Below are 20,117 nucleotides of genomic sequence, written 5' to 3' on the forward strand. Positions count from 1 at the left end.
AGTGGGCCTACGGCACCCTCGCACTGGGCTCGGCGCTCGCGCTGTTCATGTACCCGCACTCCATCACCGCCGTGCTCTCCAGCCGCAGCCGCGACGTCATCCGCCGCAACACCACCGTCCTGCCGCTGTACTCGCTGATGCTGGGCCTGCTGGCGATGCTCGGCTTCATGGCGCTGGCCAGCGGTGTCGGGGCCGGGGTCAAGGGCTACAACGGCCAGCTGGCGATCCCGCAGCTGTTCGAGAACATGTTCCCGTCCTGGTTCGCGGGCGTGGCCTTCGCCGCGATCGGCATCGGCGCGCTGGTGCCGGCGGCGATCATGTCGATCGCCGCGGCCAACCTGTTCACCCGCAACATCTACAAGGACTTCCTCAAACCGGACGCCACCCCCGCGCAGGAGACCCAGGTCTCCAAGGTGGTCTCGCTGCTGGTCAAGGTCGGCGCCCTGATCTTCGTCCTCACCATGGACAAGACGGTCGCGATCAACTTCCAGCTACTGGGCGGCATCTGGATCCTGCAGACCTTCCCGGCCCTGGTCGGCGGCCTGTTCACCCGCTGGTTCCACCGCTGGGCACTGCTGGCGGGCTGGGCCGTCGGCATGGTCTACGGCACCTGGGTGGCCTACGGCGTCGCCAGCCCGGCGCAGAAGCACTTCGGCGGCTCCTCCGACACCATCCCCGTCATCGGCCAGATCGGCTACATCGGCCTGACCGCCTTCGTGCTCAACCTGGCGGTCACCGTCGTCCTCACCTTCGTCCTGCGGGCCCTGAAGGCCCCCGAGGGCGTGGACGAGACCAGCAAGGCCGACTTCACCGCCGACGCCGGCGACCCCGGCGTGCAGAAGGACCTGCCGGTGGGCGCCGGCCACTGACCGCCGCTCCGGCCACGATCGCGGGCCGCCGCCCTGGGACGGGGCGGCGGCCCGTCGTCATGCCGTACGGGCCGGCTCCGGGCAGCGGAAGGTGCGGCGGTACGCCTGAGGGGTGGTGCCCACCCAGCGGGCGAAGTGGTGCCGCAGGGTCGCCGCGTTGCCGAAACCGGCGCGCGCGGCGACGGCGTCCACCGTCTCGTCGGTGCCCTCCAGCAGCTCCCGTGCCAGCAGCACCCGCTGGCCCAGCAGCCAGCGGTACGGCGTCGTGCCGGTCTCCTGCTGGAAGCGGCGCGCGAAGGTGCGCGGCGACATGTGCGCCCGGGCGGCCAGCTCGTCGACGGTGACCTCGCGGTCCAGGTGGCGCTCCATCCACGCCAGGACCTCGCCCACGGTGTCGCAGCGCGTGCGCGGCAGCGGGCGGTCGACGTACTGCGCCTGGCCGCCCTCGCGGTGCGGGGGCACCACCATGCGCCGGGCGATGGCGTTGGCCACGTCGCTGCCCTGCTCCTTGCGGACCAGGTGCAGGCAGGCGTCGATCCCGGCGGCGGTGCCGGCCGAGGTGATCACCGGGTCCTCGTCCACGTACAGCACGTCGGGCTCGACCCGCACCCGGGGGTGACGCCGCGCCAGTTCCTCCGCGTGCCGCCAGTGGGCGGCGCAGCGGCGGCCGTCCAGCAGCCCGGCGGCGGCCAGCACGAAGACCCCCGAGCAGACGCTGAGCACCCGCGCCCCGCGCCCGACGGCGCGGTTCAGCGCCTCCAGCAGCTCCGGCGGGTACTCCCGGCGCACGTAGGAGTCCCCGGCGGGCACCGCGACCAGGTCGGCCTCCTCCAGCCGTTCCAGCCCGTGCCGGGTGCCGATGGTGAACCCGGCGGGCGACGTGAGCGTCGGGCCCTCCGCGGACGCCACGGCGAAGTCGTACGCCGGCAGGCCGTCGTCCGACCTGTCGATTCCGAACACCTCGCAGACCACCCCGAGTTCGAAGGGATGGACACCGTCGAGCAGGACCACGGCCACGTTCTGCAGCATGCGTCCAGGATGGCAGAGGGGCTGCGCGGGCGTGGCAGGATTTCGAGGTAGCACGTCGGTCCTGCCACTCCCGGCGGGGTCGCACGAGGAGCACAGTCGAAGGCATGGAAACCTTCCTCGCCACCGTCACCGCACTGGTCTTCTTCCTGACCCTGGCCCTCGCCGCCCTGACCGGGCACGTCCACGACTCCCGCGACGGCCATGACTGGCACCGGTGAGTCCGTCACTGTGTAACCGCACCGACACAACATCTGGTGGTGTCACGGGCGGGTGCCACTAGATGTATGCTCAACTCCGCTGTCGCCGCAGGGGAAACCGGTGGGAATCCGGGACTGCCCCGCAACGGTGTGCGGGCGCCTGAAGGCGTGCCCGCGAGTCCGAGTACCTGCCGACGGCACCGTCCGGCGCGCCGTCCGGACGGTGAAGTGTCCGGGCCTCGCGGGTTGGGCCGGCGGACGCGCCGCGGCATGCCCTGGCCTGCCCTGCGTGCGCCCCGTCGCTCCTCCGCGTCGCCGCCGTACGAGGGAGAGAGCACACGTGACCATCGCGCCCGCCGCACCCGCCACCGCATCGGAACCTGCCTCAACCGGAGCCGATCTGCTGCGCGTCCTGACGGAACTGACCGCAGACCTCCCCGACACCGACCCCGGCCGGGTCGCCGCCGCCGCGCTGCGCGGCCGCAGCGCCACGGCGGACGAGGCGGAACTGCGCGGGCTGGCCACCGAGGCCGCCGCCGGGCTGATCGCGGAGGACCCGCAGTACTCGCGGCTCGCCGCCCGCCTGCTCACCCTCGCCGTCGCCGACGAGGCCGCGGGCGAGGGCGCCGTGTCGTTCTCCACGTCCATCGCGGTGGGCCACCGCGAGGGCCTGATCGCCGACGGCACCGCCGCCTTCGTCGCCGAGCACGCCGCGCGGCTGGACGCACTGGTCGACGGCGCGCTCGCCGACGGCGCGGACGACCGCTTCGGCTACTTCGGCCTGCGCACCCTGCACAGCCGCTACCTGCTGCGCCACCCGATCACCCGCCAGGTCATCGAGACCCCGCAGCACTTCATGCTCCGCGTCGCCTGCGGCCTGGCCGAGGACCGCACCGGCCGCTCGGTGGACGAGGTCGCCGCGCTCTACGGCCTGATGAGCCGGCTGGACTACCTGCCCAGCTCCCCCACGCTCTTCAACTCCGGTACCCGGCACCCGCAGATGTCCTCGTGCTACCTGCTGGACTCCCCGCTGGACGAGCTGGACTCGATCTACGGCCGCTACCACCAGGTCGCCCGGCTGTCGAAGCACGCCGGCGGCATCGGCTTGTCGTACTCCCGCATCCGCTCCCGCGGTTCCCTGATCCGCGGCACCAACGGCCACTCCAACGGCATCGTCCCGTTCCTGCGCACCCTCGACGCCTCCGTCGCCGCCGTGAACCAGGGCGGCCGCCGCAAGGGCGCGGCCTGCGTCTACCTGGAGACCTGGCACGCGGACATCGAGGAGTTCCTGGAACTGCGCGACAACACCGGTGAGGAGGCGCGCCGCACCCACAACCTGAACCTGGCGCACTGGATCCCGGACGAGTTCATGCGCCGCGTCGACACCGACGGCACCTGGTCGCTGTTCTCCCCCGCCGACGTGCCCGAGCTGGTCGACCTGTGGGGCGAGGAGTTCGACGCCGCCTACCGCAAGGCCGAGGCCGCGGGCCTGGCCCGCAGGACCCTCCCCGCGCGCGAGCTGTACGGCCGCATGATGCGCACCCTCGCGCAGACCGGCAACGGCTGGATGACCTTCAAGGACGCGTCCAACCGCACCGCCAACCAGACCGCCGAGCCCGGCCGCGTGATCCACTCCTCCAACCTCTGCACGGAGATCCTGGAGGTCACCGACGACGGCGAGACCGCGGTCTGCAACCTCGGCTCGGTCAATCTCGGCGCCTTCGTGGGCGAAGACGGCGGCGCCGGGGAGGAAGCCATCGACTGGGAGCGGCTGGACGCCACCGTCCGCACCGCCGTGACGTTCCTCGACCGCGTGGTGGACATCAACTTCTACCCGACCCGCGAGGCCGCCTCCTCCAACGAGCGCTGGCGCCCGGTGGGCCTGGGCGCGATGGGCCTGCAGGACGTGTTCTTCAAGCTGCGGCTGCCCTTCGACTCCGCCGAGGCCAAGGCCCTGTCCACGAAGATCGCCGAGCGCATCATGCTCGCCGCGTACGAGGCCTCCTGCGACCTCGCCGAGCGCCACGGCCCGCACCCGGCCTGGTCGCAGACCCGCGCCGCCCGCGGCGTGCTCCACCCGGACCACTACGACACCGAGGAGAACTGGCCCGAGCGCTGGGAGGCGCTGCGCGCCCGCGTCGCCGCCACCGGCATGCGCAACTCGCTGCTGCTGGCCATCGCCCCGACCGCCACGATCGCCTCGATCGCGGGCGTGTACGAGTGCATCGAGCCGCAGGTCTCCAACCTCTTCAAGCGCGAGACGCTCAGCGGTGAGTTCCTGCAGGTCAACTCCTATCTGGTGGACGACCTGAAGAAGCTCGGCGTCTGGGACGCGCAGACCCGCGACGCCCTGCGCGAGTCCAACGGCTCCGTCGAGGGCTTCAACTGGATCCCCGCGGACGTCCGCGAGCTGTACCGCACCGCCTGGGAGCTCCCGCAGCGCGCCCTGATCGACATGGCCGCGGCCCGTACGCCGTACCTCGACCAGAGCCAGTCGCTCAACCTCTTCATGGCCGCGCCCACCATCGGCAAGCTCAGCTCGATGTACGCGTACGCCTGGAAGCAGGGCCTGAAGACGACGTACTACCTGCGCTCCCGCCCGGCCACCCGCATCGCCCAGTCCGCCCGCGCGGCGGCCCCCATCCCGCTCCAGCAGACGACGCCCGACGCCGACGCGATCGCCTGCTCCCTTGAGAACCCCGAGTCCTGCGAGGCCTGCCAGTGATGAGCCCCACCAAGAGACTGCTCGACCCGGGCTTCGAGCTGACCCTGCGTCCGATGCGCTACCCGGACTTCTACGAGCGCTACCGCGACGCGATCAAGAACACCTGGACCGTGGAGGAGGTCGACCTCCACTCCGACGTCGCCGACCTCGCCAAGCTCTCGCCCGGCGAGCAGCACATGATCGGCCGTCTGGTCGCCTTCTTCGCCACCGGCGACTCGATCGTGGCCAACAACCTGGTGCTGACCCTGTACAAGCACATCAACTCCCCCGAGGCGCGGCTGTACCTGTCGCGGCAGCTCTTCGAGGAGGCCGTGCACGTCCAGTTCTACCTGACGCTGCTCGACACCTACCTGCCCGATCCCGAGGAGCGCACGGCCGCGTTCGCGGCCGTGGAGAACATCCCCTCCATCCGCGAGAAGGCGCAGTTCTGCTTCCGCTGGATGGACTCGGTGGAGTCCATCGACCGCCTGGAGACCAAGGAGGACCGCCGCCGCTTCCTCCTCAACCTGATCTGCTTCGCGGCCTGCATCGAGGGCCTGTTCTTCTACGGCGCCTTCGCGTACGTCTACTGGTTCCGCTCGCGCGGCCTGCTGCACGGGCTCGCCACCGGCACCAACTGGGTGTTCCGCGACGAGTCGATGCACATGGACTTCGCCTTCCACGTCGTCGACACCGTCCGCGCGGAGGAGCCCGAGCTCTTCGACGAGGAGATGGGCAAGCAGGTCACCGCGATGCTGGAGGAGGCCGTCGAGGCGGAGCTCCAGTTCGCCCGCGACCTGTGCGGCGACGGCCTGCCCGGCATGAACACCGACTCCATGCGCGCGTACCTGCAGTGCGTCGCCGACCAGCGACTGGTCCGCCTCGGCCTGCCGGCCCGCTACGGCTCGGAGAACCCGTTCTCCTTCATGGAGCTGCAGAACGTCCAGGAGCTGACCAACTTCTTCGAGCGCCGCGCCTCCGCCTACCAGGTGGCGGTCGAGGGCTCGGTCTCCTTCGACGACGATTTCTGATCCGCGCCGCGGGATGCACGAACGAGGGGGCCCGGCCGGCCGGGCCCCCTCGCCGTCACTTCAGGGCGACCGCGTCGGCGGCCGAGGTCACCTGGGCCGTCGTGGTCGTGCCCGGGAAGAACCAGCGCCAGCTGCCCGCCGCGGTGGCGGTCACCTTGGTGCTCAGCGAGCCGTTGCTGCTCGTGGTCGCCGTCTTGACGGTGCTCCACTTCGTGGAGCCCGCCTTCTTGAACTGCAGCTTCACGGGCTGCCCCGCGTAGCCCCAGTACTTCAGGCTCTGCCAGCTCGCCCGCGTGAGCTTGCCCTTGACGGTGAGCTTGCCGCCCTTGGCGACCGGCTCCGGGCCCGCGTCGGTGGTGAGCACCGAGGCGCGCTTCACCTTGAACCGGGCGATGTTGTCGCTGATCCAGTAGTCACGGTCGTTCGCGTTCACCGTGGCGTTGACCTGCCAGACGCCCGCGACCTGGTTGGCGTTCCAGCCCTCGATCCCGCCTTCGCCGTACGGCCGGATCCACTCCGGGTGGATCGTCATCGTGGCCGTGCACACCGACGTGGTGGCGCTCTTCTTCTCGCAGCGGGTGCCGGTCCAGTCGACGGGTCCGAACCCGTTCTTCGTGTTGAAGGCGCTCACGTGCGAGACCTTCTTGATCCCCGAGTTGTCCCTGATCGTCATGGCGACCGGGAACTCGACGGTCTTCTTCGTCCCGACGATCACATTGGTGCCGTGGTCCACCACGGTCTTGATGACCCGGATGTCCCCCCGCCCCTCGGCGTGCGCGGCCGGCGCCGTCAGGACCACCATCGCCGCAGCACCCGCCGCCGCGGCCGTCAGCGCTCTGTGTCGCATGTCCCTCCCCTGCTCGTCCCCGGCGCGATCATGCCGGGGGACGAACAGGTTAACGGCAGGAACCGATCAGTCGTTCGGGACGGTCTCGTACTTCGGCGTCAGCTCCGCCATCTGCTTCAGCGCGTCCTTGCGGTCCCGCTTGGAGAGCCGGTCGATGTAGAGGTACCCGTTGAGGTGGTCGGTCTCGTGCTGCAGGCAGCGCGCGAAGAAGCCCTTGCCCTCGATGACGACGTCGTTGCCGTGCAGGTCCTGGCCGCGGCAGACCGCGTAGTCGGGGCGCGGCAGTTCGGCGTAGGCGCCCGGCACGGACAGGCAGCCCTCGTTGCCGTCGTCCAGGACGCGGCGCTCGGCGGGGAGGTCGTCGACGACGGGGTTGACCACGTGGCCGACGTGGCGGACGCCGTCGTCGTCCGGGCAGTCGTACACGAAGACCCGCAGGGGCACGCCGATCTGGTTGGCGGCGAGGCCGACACCCTCGGCGGCGCGCTGGCTGGCGAACATGTCGTCGATCAGCGTGGCCAGCTCGTCGTCGAAGGACGTCACCGTCTTGCACGGCTGGTGCAGCACCGGGTTGCCGACGACCGTGATGGGGCGGACGGTGCCGCGCTCGCGGTGGGCGGCCTCACGCTCCTCCGCGTCCGTCACGTCGTCGGTGAATGCGGTCTGCTCGGTCTCCTGCTGCGACATGGTCCGTCGTACGCCTTCCTGGGGCTTCTCCAAAGCTCAATAGCCCATCAAGGGTACGTGCCCGCGACGGTGTCAGCAGACCTCTTCGAGATCACGCCAGTCCCGGGTGTCCGGACTGTCGGCGACCCAGCTGTCCAGCAGCCCGCGCACCAGGCCGACCGGGGCGGCGATGCCGCACTCGCGCTCGGGGGCCCACAGGGCGCCGGGGGTGCGGTGGCTGAGGTGGCCCGGGTGGCCCGGTTCGCCCTGGTCGTGCGGGTCGCGGGAGGCGTCGGAGCCGTCGTCGGTCGGCATGCGGCTCTCGGAGCAGGTGCGGCAGAGCAGCCGTACGGAGGACGACCAGTCCTCGGCCGCGTACCCGGCGTCGGCGGCGAGCTGCTCCAGGGCGTCGCGGTCCGACTCGGTCGCCGCCTCCAGCAGGACGAGCCAGGTTGGCACCGGCGAGGGCGCCCACAGCTCGATCTCGTCGAAGACGGGGTACGTGGCGCCGCCGGCGGTGCGCCGCTCGCCGTGCGGGACGCCGTCGTGGAGCACGACCTCGCCCCAGCGGCGGCCGGAGGACGGCAGCGGGATGCTCAGCACCTCGATGCGGGCCGGGTCGATCCGGCGGCCCCAGACCACCTCGGCCTCGCCCTCCGGGGAGAGCCGCACCGCCGAGCTGCCCAGCTCCATCTCGACGGGGCCGGTCCCTGACGCGTCGGGCCGCAGCCCGTACGCCTGCCAGGCGCGGCGGGCGAGCGGCCAGTCCTGCAGGGCGGTGGCGGCGATGCCGACGTTCCACCAGTCGGGGGCGCCGGGCGCGCGGTCCAGCAGGGCGACGGCCCGCAGACCGGTGGTGCGGGCCTGCTCCCAGTCGTGCCGGAACTTGTGCAGCAGCGCGAGGTTGTACCAGGACTCCGAACGCCAGGGCTCCAGGTCGGCCGCACGGATCAGCAGCGCACCGGCGTCCTCGTACCGTCCGTCGCTGATCAACGTGAACGCCCGGTCGGTCGCCTGCCGCCACGTGGCGGAGGGCCGGTGCCGTGCCCTGCCGAAGATCCTCAAGGTGTCCCGCCTGCCGTTCGCTTTCGCTGGTGCCCCACGGTGCCCCGTCCGTCCCCCCACGTCCCGTGCTCAGCGGTGCTCATCAGTCCTCCTTGCCATCGGCAGGGCCTGTCACACACGGCCGGGCGCGTCGGTTTGGCAGCATCGCCGCCATGGTGCGCCTCTTGAGCGCTCTGCGCCCCTGCGGGCATCCAACCATGCCCCTTGGTGCGCCCGCTCATTACCGGTGGGTTCACTGCCCGGCCCGGGCAACGACCCTGGTCAGCGCCTCGACCACGCGAGGGTCGTATTCGTGCGCGGTATCGAGGCGTAACCGCTCCAGCGCCTGCAGCCCCCGGCCCACGGCGGTGCCGCCTCCGGCCAGGTCCTCGTAGGCGTTGGCCGTACGCACGATGCGTCCCGCGAGCGGTTGCTCCCGGTACGGATCGGCCTGTCCCTCCACGATCCGCGCGACTTCCTCGGGGGCACCCGTCCGGCGTACGACCTCCGCGCCGAGCAGGGCGATGCGGCGGCGTTCCACCTGATCGAGGGACGAGGTGGCACCGCCGGGCACGGGGTCGACGAGGGAGAGCTGGCCGATGTCGTGCATCAGCGCGGCGTGCTCCAGGGCCGCCAGCGACCGTCCGCCCAGGCCGAGTTCCCGCCCCATGGCGTGGCTGAGCTCGCTGACCCGGCGGGCGTGCCCCACCGGGGTGTAGCCGGCGACCTCGGTGGCCCTGGCCAGTGAGGCGATGGTCTCCCGATGGGTGGCCCGGATCGCCGCGTGCCGCCGGAAGGCCGTCTGCGTCAGCAGCAGCGGCACCCCGCACACGGGCAGCGCCCACAGCCCGGCCGCCTGCTCGGCCTGCGCCAGCACGACCCCGCCGGCGCACACGGCGGAGCCGACGCCCGGCAGGACGGCCAGTTCGTCGCGGAGGACGGAGGCGAAGGGATGCCCGGTGCGGGCGGCGCCCAGCACGGCGGCCAGCACGGCGTCGCACAGGATCGTGCTGGCCAGCAGGAGGACGGCGTAGCCCGGATGGCCGCCGCTGCCGCCGTAGAGCGGCTGCCCGGTCGCCGCGGCGAACGCCACCGTCAGCACGCGCCGCACCGCCGCGTCCCGTGGCGCGCCCCTCAACTGCCCGGCGATCACCGCGGCGGCGGAGACCGCCACCACCACCGCCACCGCCTCGGCCGCGAGCAGCGCGTACGCCAGGGCCCCGGCGAAGGCGACGGGGGCGGCCTCCCGTCCCTCTGGCTCCGGGATCCGGAAGGCCTCGCCGACGACGACCAGCGCCCCGAACGCGGCGGCCGCCGCGGGATCGGCGACGCCGTGCGACGCCGTCCAGACCAGGGCGGCGCCGCCCACGGCGAGCGCCACCCCGTGGACGGCGAGCACGACCAACGGCGTGCGTCTGCGCCGGCGCCGGTGGTCGCCGCCTCCGCGGCGTCCGGAGGCGCTCACGGGCGCGGCTCGAAGGTACGGCCGGGCGGGGCCTCGCGGCGGGCGTGGCGCCGGGTCTGCGCGGGGGCGAAGGGTTCCGGCTCGTCGGCGGTGACCGCCGGGTTCCAGCCGTCCCGCCGGACGGCGCGGATCAGGGCCTGCACCATGAGGGGGTCGAAGTGGCTGCCGGCGCAGCGGCGCAGCTCCCCCAGCGCGTCGTCGATTCCGCGGGTGGCCTGGTAGGCCCGCGTGGAGGTCATCGCGTCGAAGGCGTCCGCCACGGCCACCAGCCGCGCCGAGGACGGGATGGCCTCGCCGGCCAGGCCATACGGGTAGCCCGATCCGTCGAGGCGTTCGTGGTGGTGGAGGATCGCGGTGCGGGCGTCGTCGAGGAAGGCGATGCCGCGCACCATCTCGTGGCCGTAGCCGGGGTGCAGCTCGATGATCCGCCGCTCCTCGGGGGTGAGCGGGCTGTCCTTGCGCAGCACCCGGGTGGGCACCCCCAGCTTGCCGATGTCGTGCAGGATGCCGGCCAGCCGCAGGGCCTCCACCCGCTCGGGCGGCAGTCCGATCTCGCGGGCGATCAGTGCCGACGCCCGGCCGACGCGCTCGCTGTGGCCCCGGGTGTAGCGGTCCTTGATCTCCACGGCCTGCACCAGCGCCCGCACCGTCGCCTGGTGCGCGGCCCGCTCGCGGCGCGCCTGCCCGACGACCCAGCGGGCGATGTGCGTCGGCAGCAGGGCGAGGACCGCGGCCACGGCCCCGTACGGGCCCTGCCAGAGCACCGCGGCCATGAGCCCCACCAGGCCGTAGGTGAGGTGTGGGGCGAGCGGTTCGAGCAGGGCCTCCCGAAGGGCCACGGCCGGGGCGGTGCGCTCGGCGGTGATCAGCACGCCGGCGGTGAGGGCGGCGGAGTAGAGGCAGAAGGCGAGGACGGCCGCCAGTGCGGGCACCAGCAGTCCCGGCAACCGCGCGAAGTCGCCTTCCCCGAAGGCGTCCCGGACCTGGGCTGCGGCGGCGGTGGCCAGGGCGAGCTGCGCGGCGTGCCAGACCCGGCGCACCGGGCCCGGCTCGCCCCGGACCGGCGCGAGGAGGCCACCGGGCACGGCGACGAGTGCGGCCGCGCCCGGGGGAAGCAGGAGCGCGGCCGCGAAGAGCACCGGGGGCAGGGACGCCCCCGTCCGTTCCCCTGCCGCGTAGACCACCGCCAGCACGGCCGCGGTCGCCCAGGGAGTGCCCTCGTGGGGGCCGGTGACGAGGGCGCCGCACGCCGACACCACGACGAGCGGGATGTACACCCGCGCCGCCGCGGGGAGCATCCCGACCGTCCGCTTCGCACGCACCCCACAGAGGCTAGGGGCACGGCCGTCGCGCGGTGGGCGAGCGCCCGCGATTCCCGCCTTCGGGTGATCCCGGGTGGCTTGCCTGTACGGGCTGCGTCAGCCGGCCGGGAAACCGGTCGGCGTGCTGCCGCCGTCCGCGGGCTCCGGCACCGGCGCCACCTCGCCCGCGCGGATCAGCTCGATCCGCGTGAGCACCTTGGACCGCAGGTCCGTGGGCACGTCGTCGTGCCCGCAGCAGCGCTTGACCAGCTTCTTGACGGCCTGCTCGAGGCCGTACTTCTCCAAGCAAGGGTGGCACTCGTCGAAGTGCTGCTTGAACTTGGCGCAGGCGTCGTCGGACATCTCGTTGTCCAGGTACTCGTAAAGGTGTTCGAGTACCTCGGAGCAGTCCGTCTCATGCGGGTTGCCGCAGCTCATGTGCCCGAGCCCTTCTCATCTCCCGCGCCCGCCGGGACGAGCCCGCGCTCCCGCGCGTAGTCCTCCAGCAACGAACGCAGCTGCCGCCGCCCCCGGTGCAGACGGGACATCACCGTACCGATGGGGGTTCCCATGATGTCGGCGATCTCCTTGTAGGCAAAGCCCTCGACGTCCGCGAGATAGACCGCGATCCGGAATTCCTCCGGGATCGCCTGCAGCGCCTGCTTCACGTCCGAGTCGGGAAGGTGGTCCAGGGCCTGGGACTCGGCGGAGCGCAGACCCGTCGACATGTGCGACTCGGCGCGGGCCAGCTGCCAGTCCTCGATCTCCTCCGTACCGCTGCGCTGGGGCTCGCGCTGCTTCTTGCGGTAGGAGTTGATGAAGCTGTTGGTGAGGATGCGGTACAGCCACGCCTTCAGGTTGGTGCCCTCACGGAACTGGTGGAACGACGCGTACGCCTTCGCGTACGTCTCCTGCACCAGGTCCTCGGCATCGGCCGGGTTGCGGGTCATGCGCAGCGCCGCCGAGTACATCTGGTCCAGGTACTCCAGGGCGTCCCGCTCGAAGCGCGCGCTGCGCTCGACGTCGGACTCCGGAGCCACCTGCACCTCAGGCACCTCGGACGGGCTGTCGTCGTTGCCGCTGACCGGACCCACCTCCTCCACGACGGTCACGGGGCCGTAAGCGGACCCCACGCCATCGGAGGATATCCCGGGCGGGATCGGCGCGCTGTTCCTGTCCGCCCCGCCCATCGCCGGCCACTCCGGCCACGACAGGTAGGGCGCCTCGGCACGGGCGCGGCACTCGGCTCTGACCATCCGGCTGCCTTCCTCACTGTGCGTACGTTCTTTCGCGTGGACGCCTCGCACAACACGGGTCGCGCACCGCTCATTCCCGAAGCGGGGGCAGTTCCTCCAGCCAGCCCAGCACCGCGTCCGTGATGACGCTGAGTGCTGCCTCCTGGGTGAGGTCGGCGGACTTCGGCACGGCGAACCCGTGGTCGCCGTACGGCACCTCGACCGGCTCGTGCCCCTCCGGGAACTCGTCGGGGCGGCCGAAGGGGTCGCGCCCGCCCTGCAGGGCCAGGACCGGCACCCCGGCGCCCGTCAGCTCGCCGGCCCGGGACTTCTCCGGCCTGCCCGGGGGGTGCAGCGGGAAGGACAGCGCCAGCACCGCGACCGCGCCCAGTTCCACCGCCGTACGGCAGGCGACGCGGGCCCCCGCGCTGCGGCCGCCGGCGACGACCGGCAGGCCGGGCCGGGCCAGTGCGGGCCACAGCGCCGTCCACGCGGTGTCCAGGGTCTTCGGTGCGGGCGCCACCTTCTTGCCGGCCACCCGCCATGGCTGCGCCACCAGCGCGACCGTCCAGCCGCGCGGCGGCAGGGCAGCGGCCAGGGCCTGCAGGTCACGGGCCTCGACGCCGCCTCCCGCACCGTGGCCCAGCGCCACGACGGCGCGCGGCCGGCGGGCCCCGTGCCAGGTGACGCGGGCGTCCCCCACGGGCGTCGGCACGGTCTCCATGATCTCGCTCACAGCGGCCAGTCTGGCACCGCGGGCGGTCAGAACAGCGTCGCCTCCTCGGGCGCCTCGATCGGCTCGACCAGCTCCGGCCCGTTGTTGCGGACGTTGCTCACCTCGGTGCGCACGGGGTACGCGCGCAGCAGGCCGGGCCGCGGCGGCACGAGCAGGCCGCGCAGGTCCGCGACGTCGGTGCGCGCGGGGTCGAGCCAGTCGTCCCAGTGCTCCGGGGTGATCCACAGCGGCATGCGCGGGTGGATCTCGGCCAGGGAGCGCGGGCCGCCGGGGCGCTCGTCGGCGTCGGCGAAGGGCTTGGTCTCGGCCTCGGTGGTGATGACGGTGCAGGTGACCCACCAGGCGCGCGGGTGCTCGTCGGGCAGGGTGCGGTCGCGCCAGAACTCGTACAGCCCGGCCATCGCGAAGACGGAGCCGTCGACGGGGGTGACGAAGTACGGCTGCTTGCGGGACCGCTTCTTCCTCCCCTCCTCCTCCAGCTGCCGCTCGTCCTTGCCGGTGACCCACTCGAAGTAGCCGTCGGCGGGCAGCAGGCAGCGGCGTGAGGCGAAGGGGCGCCGATAGGAGGACTTCTCGTGCACGGTCTCGGCACGGGCGTTGATCATCTTCACGCCGACGTCGGGCGTCCTGGCCCAGCTCGGCACCAGCCCCCAGCGCAGGGTGCGCAGCTGGCGCACGATCTCGCCGGTCTCCTTGTCGGGCCGCTCCAGCACCGCGTAGGTGCTGTCGGTCGGCGCGACGTTCCAATTGGGGTCCAGAGCCTCGGTGGGATCCCATTTCCGCACGTCGAAGAGCCCGACGAGATCCTCGGGCCCCCGGCTCGCTGCATATCGACCGCACATGAGTGCCAGATTGCCACGGCGCGGACACAGCAGGCCGTCGTATGGTGCGGAACCGTGCAGCTCTTCGACTCCATCTTCGGCACCCAGCCCGCGCCCTCCCCCTGGCTGGTCGGCGCCACGGCGGCCGTCGCCCTCGCCGCGGTGCTGCCGCACGTCCTGTGGCGGCTGTCCCGCAACGCGATCACGATCGCCCACGAAGGCGGCCACGGCCTGGTCGCCCTGCTGTCCGGACGCCGTCTGCAGGGCATCCGGCTGCACTCGGACACCTCGGGCCTGACCGTCTCCCGCGGCAAGCCGTACGGCCTCGGCATGATCCTCACCGCGGCGGCCGGCTACACCGCGCCGTCCCTGCTGGGCCTCGGCGGGGCCCTGCTGCTCGCGGCGGGGCACATCACGGCACTGCTGTGGGGGGCGACGGCCCTGCTGCTGGTGATGCTGGTGATGATCAGGAACGCGTACGGGGTGCTGACCGTCTTCGTGACCGGCGGCCTCTTCCTGCTGGTGTCCTGGCTGACCGAGCCCGGGGTCCAGGCGGCCTTCGCCTACCTGGTGGTGTGGTTCCTGCTGTTCGGGGGCGTACGGCCGGTCCTGGAGCTCCAGCGCAAGCGGCGCGGTGGTGCGGCGCCCGGATCGGACGCGGACCAGCTGGCCCGGCTGACGCACACCCCGGCGGCACTGTGGATGCTGTTGTTCTACGCGGTGGCGCTGCTGTCGCTGTTCGGCGGCGGCCGCTGGCTGGTGGGTCTGTAGGCCTTGCGAGCGGGTATCTGTTTCCTTCAGGTTTCGTCCGCTTTGTGAGCGATTCGCCTTCTCCTTGAGCCACTACGCTGGGGGTCATGACCGGTAACCCCGCGCACACCGCCCTGTGGCCCGCGCCGCTCGCGTCCGCCCCCGTCCAGGCGACGGTCACCGTGCCCGGATCCAAGTCGGTCACCAACCGCGCCCTGGTGCTCGCTGCGCTCGCCTCCGAGCCGGGCTGGCTGCGCCGCCCGCTGCGCAGCCGCGACACCGTGCTGATGGCCGACGCGCTGCGCACCATGGGCGTCCAGATCGACGAGGTGGTCAATCCCTACGGCGGCGAGGCCTGGCGGGTCATCCCGGCGGGGCTGCACGGTCCGGCCTCCGTCGACGTCGGCAACGCCGGCACCGTGATGCGGTTCCTGCCGCCGGTCGCCGCGCTCGCCGACGGCCCGGTGCACTTCGACGGCGACCCGCGCAGCCACGAGCGCCCGCTGAACGGGGTCATCGACGCGCTGCGCACCCTGGGCGCCCGCATCGACGACGAGGGCCGCGGCGCGCTGCCGCTGACCGTGCACGGCGGCGGGGCGCTGGACGGCGGCCCGGTGTCGGTCGACGCGTCCTCGTCCTCCCAGTTCGTCAGTGCCCTGCTGCTGTCCGGCCCCCGCTTCAACCAGGGTGTCGAGGTGCGGCACACCGGCCCGACGCTGCCGTCGCTGCCGCACATCAAGATGACCGTGGAGATGCTGCGGCACGCCGGGGCCAAGGTCGACACCCCGGAGAACGGCGGCGAGCCCGACGTGTGGCGGGTCGACGCCGGCGCGCTGCTCGGCGTCGACCTCACCGTCGAGCCGGACCTCTCCAACGCCCAGCCCTTCCTCGCCGCCGCGCTGGTCACCGGCGGCCGTGTGGTCATCCCCGACTGGCCGCGGCGCACCACCCAGCCCGGTGACGCGCTGCGCGAGCTGTTCACCCGGATGGGCGGTTCGTGCGAGCTGACGGACACGGGCCTGGTCTTCACCGGATCCGGCCGGATCCACGGCATCGACGCCGACCTGTCGGACGTCGGCGAACTCACGCCCGGCATCGCGGCGGTCGCCGCGCTCGCCGACTCCGAGTCCGTGCTGCGTGGCGTGGGGCACCTGCGTCTGCACGAGACCGACCGGCTGGCCGCGCTGAGCAAGGAGATCAACGAGCTCGGCGGCGACGTCACCGAGACCGAGGACGGACTGCGCATCCGGCCGCGGCCGCTGCGCGGCGGCGTCTTCCACACCTACGAGGACCACCGGCTGGCCACCGCGGGCGCCGTCCTGGGCCTCGCCGTGGACGGCGTACGGGTCGAGAACGTCGCGACCACCGGCAAGACCCTCCCCGACTTCCCCGAGATGTGGACGGCCATGCTGGGCACGGCACCGGCGGCCTCCGCGTCCCCCGTGCGGGCCTGAACCATGCGGCGCTACGGCAAGCACACCGACGAGGACGACGTCCGGGTCCGCCCGAACCGCAAGGGCAACCGCCCCCGCACCAGCATCCGGCCCAAGCACGAGGACGCCGAGGAGGGCTTCGTCCTCACCATCGACCGCGGCCGCATCACCTGCCTCGTCGAGGACCGCACGGTCACCGCGATGAAGGCCCGCGAACTGGGCCGCAAGGGCATCGCGGTCGGCGACCGGGTCGGCATCGTCGGCGACCTGTCCGGTGAGAAGGACACGCTGGCGCGCATCGTGCGCGTCGAGGAGCGCAGCTCGGTGCTGCGCCGCACCGCCGACGACACCGATCCGTACGAGCGGGTCGTCGTCGCCAACGCCGACCGGCTCGCCATCGTCACCGCCCTCGCCGACCCCGAGCCGCGCCCCCGGCTCATCGACCGCTGCCTGGTGGCGGCGTACGACGCCGGGCTCGAGCCGCTGCTGGTGCTCACCAAGTCCGATCTCGCCTCGGCGGAAACGCTGCTGGAGACGTACGCGCCCCTGGGCGTCCCCTACGTCGTCACCAGCCACGAGCACTTCGACGCCGACGCGACGGCGGCCGTCCGCGAGCACCTCAAGGGCCGGATCACCGCCTTCGTCGGCCACAGCGGCGTCGGGAAGACCACCCTGGTCAACGCCCTGGTGGAGCGTCAGCGCGCGACCGGCCTCGTCAACGCGGTCACCGGACGGGGCAGGCACACCACCACCTCGGCGCTCGCGCTGCCGCTCAGCGGCGCGGAGGGCTGGGTCATCGACACCCCGGGGGTGCGCTCCTTCGGCCTCCACCACGTCGATCCGTCCCGGGTCATCCACGCCTTCCCCGACCTGGAGCCGGGCACGGAGGACTGTCCGCGGGCCTGCAGCCACGACGAACCCGACTGCGCGCTGGACGCCTGGGTCGCCGACGGGCACGCGGAACCCGCCCGGTTGTTCTCGCTGCGGCGGCTGCTCGCGACGCGTGAGCGCAAGGAAGGGGACTGAGACCCCATTTCCGGGCATGCTGTGTGATGATCGCTCATCGACAGACGGAAACGGGAGGGCGTTCGATGGCCTGGCTCCTCGTGGTGGTCGCTGGACTCCTCGAAACCGGCTTCGCGGTCTGCCTCAAGCTCTCCCACGGGTTCACCCGTCTGTGGCCGACCATCGCGTTCTGCGCCTTCGCGCTCGGCAGCTTCGGCCTGCTCACGCTCGCCCTGAAGAAGCTGGACGTCGGAGCCGCGTACGCGGTGTGGACCGGCATCGGGGCGTCCGGGACCGCGATCTACGGCATGGCCTTCCTCGGCGACGTCGTCTCGACCCTGAAGCTGATCTCCATCAGCCTGGTCGTCCTGGGCGTCATCGGGCTCCAGCTCTCCGGCTCCACCCATTGACCGCCCCGGCCGGTCCGCACCGGGGGCCGGGCCGCGCCCGTCACCAGCCGCGCTGGAGCAGCCCCCGGACCAGCCGGGCGACCCGCCGGCACGCCTCCTCGTCGGAGGCCGCGGGCGCGACGACGTAGGAGACGGTGACACGCACCGCGGCCTCGCAGGCCCAGTCGGCCTCGGCCCGGTCGAGTCTGGGGAAGCGCCGCCCCAGCACGGTCGCTGCGCGCGCCCGGAAGCCGTCGAGGAGTTCGGCCGGGGCGAGCGGGGCGTCGTCCCCCCGCTGCCGCCGCCCCGGCAGCCGCGGCACCGGCACCGGCACGACGGCCGCCGCCGGGACCCGGTCCCCGCGGCAGCCGGTGAGGACCGCGCGCACCAGCGGGCTGCGGCGGGCACTGTGCAAGGTCCAGGCGGTCGCGGCGGCGAAGCAGTCGCCGGCGTCGGCGCCCTGCCGCCCGGCGGCGTCCAGGGCGCGCTCCACGCCCGCCAGGAACGCCTCCGCCTCACGCCTCGCCAGGGCTCTCGCGAGCCCCTCCTTGGTGCCGAACTCGTTGTAGAGGGTCTGCCGCGACACCCCGGCCGTGGCCGCGACGTCGACCATCCTGATCGTCGCCCACGAGCGGTCGCCCAGTGCGGACAGCGCCGCGTCCAGGAGTGATTCACGCGCTGTCGGCACGATCGCCTCCAAGCGGTCTCAAGCGGGTCTCAAGCGGTCTCCACCGGTACCGGGCGGCCTCAGGGGGCCGTGGGCCAGAATTGACGGGCCGTCGGTCCGTGTCAACCCTCCCCGCGCACCCTGCGTGACCTCGACCTGCCGCGATCGATACTGTTCGCTCCATGCCGGACTTCAACGACGATCTGCGCCTGGCGCACATCCTTGCCGACGCCGCCGACGCCGCCACCATGGAGCGCTTCAAGTCCCTGGACCTCAAGGTCGAGACCAAGCCCGACATGACGCCGGTCAGCGAGGCGGACAAGCGCGCCGAGGAACTGATCCGCAGTCAGCTCGGGCGGGCCAGGCCGCGCGACGCCGTGCTCGGCGAGGAGTACGGCACGGAGGGCAGCGGTCCGCGCCGCTGGATCGTCGACCCGATCGACGGCACCAAGAACTACGTCCGCGGGGTGCCCGTGTGGGCCACCCTGATCGCGCTCATGGTGCGGGGGGAGCGGGGCGACGAGGGCGTGGTCGGCATGGTGTCCGCGCCCGCCCTGGGGCGCCGCTGGTGGGCGGTGAAGGGTGGCGGGGCGTACACCGGGCGCAGCCTGTCCTCGGCCACGCGGCTGCGGGTGTCGCAGGTCAGCCGGCTGGCGGACGCCTCCTTCGCGTACTCCTCGCTGAGCGGCTGGGAGGAGCAGGGCCGCCTGGACGGCTTCCTCGACCTGACCCGGTCCTGCTGGCGGACGCGCGCCTACGGTGACTTCTGGCCCTACATGATGGTCGCCGAGGGCGCCGTGGACATCTGCGCCGAGCCCGAACTGAGCCTGTGGGACATGGCGGCGAACGAGGTGATCGTGCGCGAGGCCGGAGGGCGCTTCACCAGCCTGGACGGGACCGCGGGACCGTACGGCGGGAACGCGGCGGCGTCCAACGGGCTGCTGCACGAGGACATGCTCGACTTCCTGAACCGCCCGTAATCGACCGACCCCTCACACTACCGATCACCCTCCGCGCGCCCCTTGCTGCGGACCGCGGCGCATGTGAACATGAGAATGCGTGAGCTTGTGCATTTGTGAAACGGTTCTCAAGACGGCCACGACGCAGCCCGAGGGGTATCCCATGCTCGTACGCGACGCCATGAGCACGGTCGTTCTCACGGTCGGTCCCGCCCACACCCTCCGCCAGGCCGCCCGGCTGATGTCCGCCCGACGGGTGGGCGCGGCGGTGGTACTCGATCCCGACACCTGCGGTCTCGGCATCCTGACCGAGCGCGACATCCTCAACGCCATCGGTGCGGGGCTCGACCCCGACCTCGAACTCGCCGCCGCCCACACCACCACCGACGTGGTCTTCGCCGCGCCCCAGTGGACCCTCGAAGAGGCGGCCGCCGCGATGGTACGCGGCGGCTTCCGGCACCTGGTGGTGCTGGACGACCGCAACCCGGTCGGCATGGTCTCCGTACGCGACATCGTGCGCTGCTGGCAGCCTGCGCGCGCCCTGGCCGGCTGACGGCCCGGACATGGATCGGAGGGGACCGGGTGCCTGGACGCACCCGGTCCCCTCCGGGTCTGTGGGACGGACGCCCGTCAGCCGCGCAGGGCTTGGACGGCGGCCTCCAGCCGCTTGCCGAACTCCTCGTCGGCACGGCGGAAGTTGCCGATCGCGCGCTCGGCGATGTCGTCGCGCGACACCTTGGCGATGAATCCGGAGAGGTTGGCGACCAGGCGCTCCTTCTCCTCCTCCGACATCAGCCGGTAGAGGTTGCCGGCCTGCACGAAGTCGTCGTCCTCGGCGTGCGAAGGCGCCTCGTGGTTGCCGGCGTACCCGGCAACCGCGGTGGCCGACCACAGGGGACGGCCGGTCTGCGCCGGGCCGCCGAAGCTGTTCGGCTCGTAGTTCCTGGCCCCGCCGTGGCGGCCGTCGTA

General features: G+C 72.5%; 21 protein-coding genes and 1 riboswitch. Of the genes, 9 read left to right on the forward strand and 12 right to left on the reverse strand.

The genetic code is table 11. The features are described from left to right. The coding region (locus tag ABZ312_RS43055; RefSeq protein ID WP_500440049.1) for a sodium:solute symporter family transporter at positions 1–869 on the forward strand (869 nt) is incomplete at its 5' end. Positions 870–926: 57 nt separating this feature from the next. On the opposite strand, the gene ABZ312_RS43060 is transcribed toward ABZ312_RS43055, so the two are convergent. Next, complete coding sequence (locus tag ABZ312_RS43060) at positions 927–1,898, reverse strand: GlxA family transcriptional regulator (protein WP_500358590.1); 972 nt, start codon at positions 1,896–1,898, stop codon at positions 927–929. 247 nt (positions 1,899–2,145) lie between these two features. Continuing rightward, a riboswitch (cobalamin riboswitch) is annotated at positions 2,146–2,305 on the forward strand. A gap of 130 nt (positions 2,306–2,435) precedes the next feature. Between ABZ312_RS43060 and ABZ312_RS43065 the strand changes: the two genes are divergently transcribed. Together ABZ312_RS43065 and ABZ312_RS43070 are read left to right on the forward strand one after the other, a co-directional pair. Further along, the gene (locus ABZ312_RS43065; protein ID WP_500327900.1) at positions 2,436–4,820 is read left to right on the forward strand and encodes a ribonucleoside-diphosphate reductase subunit alpha; all 2,385 of its coding nucleotides are present in this window, start codon (positions 2,436–2,438) and stop codon (positions 4,818–4,820) included. Continuing rightward, on the forward strand, positions 4,820–5,830 hold the full coding sequence (locus ABZ312_RS43070) for a ribonucleotide-diphosphate reductase subunit beta (protein ID WP_500327901.1): 1,011 nt from the start codon (positions 4,820–4,822) through the stop codon (positions 5,828–5,830). The genes ABZ312_RS43065 and ABZ312_RS43070 overlap by 1 nt, the downstream gene beginning before the upstream one ends. Positions 5,831–5,885: 55 nt before the next feature. On the opposite strand, the gene ABZ312_RS43075 is transcribed toward ABZ312_RS43070, so the two are convergent. The 9 genes from ABZ312_RS43075 to ABZ312_RS43115 form a co-directional block, all read right to left on the reverse strand. Further along, positions 5,886–6,677, reverse strand: coding sequence for a hypothetical protein (locus ABZ312_RS43075; protein ID WP_500358592.1), 792 nt, complete (start codon positions 6,675–6,677; stop codon positions 5,886–5,888). 66 nt (positions 6,678–6,743) lie between these two features. After that, positions 6,744–7,364, reverse strand: coding sequence for a peptide deformylase (gene def / locus ABZ312_RS43080; protein WP_499513865.1), 621 nt, complete (start codon positions 7,362–7,364; stop codon positions 6,744–6,746). A gap of 72 nt (positions 7,365–7,436) precedes the next feature. Beyond that, the gene (locus ABZ312_RS43085; protein ID WP_499513864.1) at positions 7,437–8,408 is read right to left on the reverse strand and encodes a tetratricopeptide repeat protein; all 972 of its coding nucleotides are present in this window, start codon (positions 8,406–8,408) and stop codon (positions 7,437–7,439) included. Between the two features lie 232 nt (positions 8,409–8,640). Then, positions 8,641–9,852: an HD-GYP domain-containing protein gene (locus ABZ312_RS43090; RefSeq protein ID WP_500358593.1), complete on the reverse strand. Its 1,212-nt coding sequence runs from the start codon at positions 9,850–9,852 to the stop codon at positions 8,641–8,643. After that, entirely contained in the window at positions 9,849–11,150 is a 1,302-nt protein-coding gene (locus ABZ312_RS43095) for an HD-GYP domain-containing protein (RefSeq protein ID WP_500440051.1), read from the reverse strand. Before ABZ312_RS43095 ends, ABZ312_RS43090 begins: the two co-directional genes overlap by 4 nt. Positions 11,151–11,270: 120 nt before the next feature. Continuing rightward, complete coding sequence (gene rsrA, locus ABZ312_RS43100) at positions 11,271–11,591, reverse strand: mycothiol system anti-sigma-R factor (RefSeq protein WP_499513862.1); 321 nt, start codon at positions 11,589–11,591, stop codon at positions 11,271–11,273. Then, on the reverse strand, positions 11,588–12,247 hold the full coding sequence (locus tag ABZ312_RS43105) for a sigma-70 family RNA polymerase sigma factor (RefSeq protein ID WP_375819388.1): 660 nt from the start codon (positions 12,245–12,247) through the stop codon (positions 11,588–11,590). Before ABZ312_RS43105 ends, rsrA begins: the two co-directional genes overlap by 4 nt. Positions 12,248–12,479: 232 nt before the next feature. Continuing rightward, positions 12,480–13,112, reverse strand: coding sequence for an alpha/beta hydrolase family protein (locus tag ABZ312_RS43110; RefSeq protein ID WP_500328042.1), 633 nt, complete (start codon positions 13,110–13,112; stop codon positions 12,480–12,482). A gap of 38 nt (positions 13,113–13,150) precedes the next feature. After that, on the reverse strand, positions 13,151–13,966 hold the full coding sequence (locus ABZ312_RS43115) for an SOS response-associated peptidase (protein ID WP_500327907.1): 816 nt from the start codon (positions 13,964–13,966) through the stop codon (positions 13,151–13,153). A 54-nt stretch (positions 13,967–14,020) separates the two neighbouring features. On the opposite strand from ABZ312_RS43115, the gene ABZ312_RS43120 reads away from it, so the two are divergent. The 4 genes from ABZ312_RS43120 to ABZ312_RS43135 all read left to right on the forward strand — a co-directional run bounded on the left by ABZ312_RS43120 (position 14,021) and on the right by ABZ312_RS43135 (position 17,543). Continuing rightward, positions 14,021–14,716, forward strand: a complete 696-nt coding sequence (locus tag ABZ312_RS43120) for a M50 family metallopeptidase (protein ID WP_500327908.1) — start codon at positions 14,021–14,023, stop codon at positions 14,714–14,716. A gap of 86 nt (positions 14,717–14,802) precedes the next feature. After that, complete coding sequence (aroA, locus tag ABZ312_RS43125) at positions 14,803–16,149, forward strand: 3-phosphoshikimate 1-carboxyvinyltransferase (RefSeq protein ID WP_499513859.1); 1,347 nt, start codon at positions 14,803–14,805, stop codon at positions 16,147–16,149. Between the two features lie 3 nt (positions 16,150–16,152). Continuing rightward, positions 16,153–17,154, forward strand: a complete 1,002-nt coding sequence (gene rsgA, locus ABZ312_RS43130; protein ID WP_499513858.1) for a ribosome small subunit-dependent GTPase A — start codon at positions 16,153–16,155, stop codon at positions 17,152–17,154. Positions 17,155–17,219: 65 nt separating this feature from the next. Next, on the forward strand, positions 17,220–17,543 hold the full coding sequence (locus ABZ312_RS43135; RefSeq protein ID WP_361798116.1) for a DMT family transporter: 324 nt from the start codon (positions 17,220–17,222) through the stop codon (positions 17,541–17,543). A gap of 40 nt (positions 17,544–17,583) precedes the next feature. On the opposite strand, the gene ABZ312_RS43140 is transcribed toward ABZ312_RS43135, so the two are convergent. Continuing rightward, positions 17,584–18,210 (reverse strand): TetR/AcrR family transcriptional regulator, encoded by a 627-nt coding sequence (locus ABZ312_RS43140; RefSeq protein WP_500327909.1) that lies wholly within the window; start codon positions 18,208–18,210, stop codon positions 17,584–17,586. A 161-nt stretch (positions 18,211–18,371) separates the two neighbouring features. On the opposite strand from ABZ312_RS43140, the gene hisN reads away from it, so the two are divergent. Together hisN and ABZ312_RS43150 are read left to right on the forward strand one after the other, a co-directional pair. Continuing rightward, positions 18,372–19,169, forward strand: coding sequence for an FIG domain-containing protein (gene hisN / locus ABZ312_RS43145; RefSeq protein ID WP_499513856.1), 798 nt, complete (start codon positions 18,372–18,374; stop codon positions 19,167–19,169). Between the two features lie 142 nt (positions 19,170–19,311). Beyond that, a complete protein-coding gene (locus tag ABZ312_RS43150) occupies positions 19,312–19,701 on the forward strand; it encodes a CBS domain-containing protein (RefSeq protein WP_500327911.1) in 390 nt (129 codons plus the stop codon). 77 nt (positions 19,702–19,778) lie between these two features. Here ABZ312_RS43150 and ABZ312_RS43155 read toward each other — a convergent pair. Continuing rightward, the coding region (locus tag ABZ312_RS43155) for a catalase-related domain-containing protein (RefSeq protein ID WP_500440050.1) at positions 19,779–20,117 on the reverse strand (339 nt) is incomplete at its 5' end.

Source organism: Streptomyces sp. NPDC006207, assembly GCF_040613835.1.
GTDB lineage: Bacteria > Actinomycetota > Actinomycetes > Streptomycetales > Streptomycetaceae > Actinacidiphila.

Bases quoted from the DNA above. Each gene is read 5' to 3' on its own strand.
- ABZ312_RS43060 (WP_500358590.1), bottom strand. From the start codon at position 1,898: ATGCTGCAGAACGTGGCCGTGGTCCTGCTCGACGGTGTCCATCCCTTC.
- ABZ312_RS43070 (WP_500327901.1), top strand. From the start codon at position 4,820: ATGAGCCCCACCAAGAGACTGCTCGACCCGGGCTTCGAGCTGACCCTG.
- ABZ312_RS43075 (WP_500358592.1), bottom strand. From the start codon at position 6,677: ATGCGACACAGAGCGCTGACGGCCGCGGCGGCGGGTGCTGCGGCGATG.
- def (WP_499513865.1), bottom strand. From the start codon at position 7,364: ATGTCGCAGCAGGAGACCGAGCAGACCGCATTCACCGACGACGTGACG.
- ABZ312_RS43095 (WP_500440051.1), bottom strand. From the start codon at position 11,150: ATGCTCCCCGCGGCGGCGCGGGTGTACATCCCGCTCGTCGTGGTGTCG.
- rsrA (WP_499513862.1), bottom strand. From the start codon at position 11,591: ATGAGCTGCGGCAACCCGCATGAGACGGACTGCTCCGAGGTACTCGAA.
- ABZ312_RS43110 (WP_500328042.1), bottom strand. From the start codon at position 13,112: ATGGAGACCGTGCCGACGCCCGTGGGGGACGCCCGCGTCACCTGGCAC.
- ABZ312_RS43115 (WP_500327907.1), bottom strand. From the start codon at position 13,966: ATGTGCGGTCGATATGCAGCGAGCCGGGGGCCCGAGGATCTCGTCGGG.
- aroA (WP_499513859.1), top strand. From the start codon at position 14,803: ATGACCGGTAACCCCGCGCACACCGCCCTGTGGCCCGCGCCGCTCGCG.
- rsgA (WP_499513858.1), top strand. From the start codon at position 16,153: ATGCGGCGCTACGGCAAGCACACCGACGAGGACGACGTCCGGGTCCGC.
- ABZ312_RS43135 (WP_361798116.1), top strand. From the start codon at position 17,220: ATGGCCTGGCTCCTCGTGGTGGTCGCTGGACTCCTCGAAACCGGCTTC.
- hisN (WP_499513856.1), top strand. From the start codon at position 18,372: ATGCCGGACTTCAACGACGATCTGCGCCTGGCGCACATCCTTGCCGAC.
- ABZ312_RS43150 (WP_500327911.1), top strand. From the start codon at position 19,312: ATGCTCGTACGCGACGCCATGAGCACGGTCGTTCTCACGGTCGGTCCC.